This is a genomic window from Psychrobacillus antarcticus (assembly GCF_029533155.1).
Classification (GTDB): Bacteria; Bacillota; Bacilli; order Bacillales_A; family Planococcaceae; genus Psychrobacillus; species Psychrobacillus antarcticus.
Map to the genome: position 1 here is coordinate 1 of NZ_JAIZDB010000070.1, position 348 is coordinate 348.

Genomic DNA, 348 nt, shown 5'->3' on the forward strand with positions numbered 1-348 from the left:
CGAAGTTACGGGGTCATTTTGCCGAGTTCCTTAACGAGAGTTCTCTCGCTCACCTTAGGATTCTCTCCTCGACTACCTGTGTCGGTTTGCGGTACGGGCACCTTTCACCTCGCTAGAGGCTTTTCTTGGCAGTGTGAAATCAGGAACTCTAGACATACGTCCTCGCCATCACAGCTCAATGTTAAAGAATGCGGATTTTCCTACATTCACACCTTACTGCTTGGACATGCATAACCAACAGCATGCTTACCCTATCCTTCTGCGTCCCCCCATTACTCAAACGGTGGTTTGGTGGTACAGGAATATCAACCTGTTATCCATCGCCTACGCCTATCGGCCTCGGCTTAG

Annotated in this window: 1 rRNA gene; it reads right to left on the bottom strand. The window is 49.7% G+C overall.

Annotated elements, in window-relative coordinates:
• Positions 1–348 (bottom strand): 23S ribosomal RNA (locus LDK52_RS19925); the annotation flags it as partial.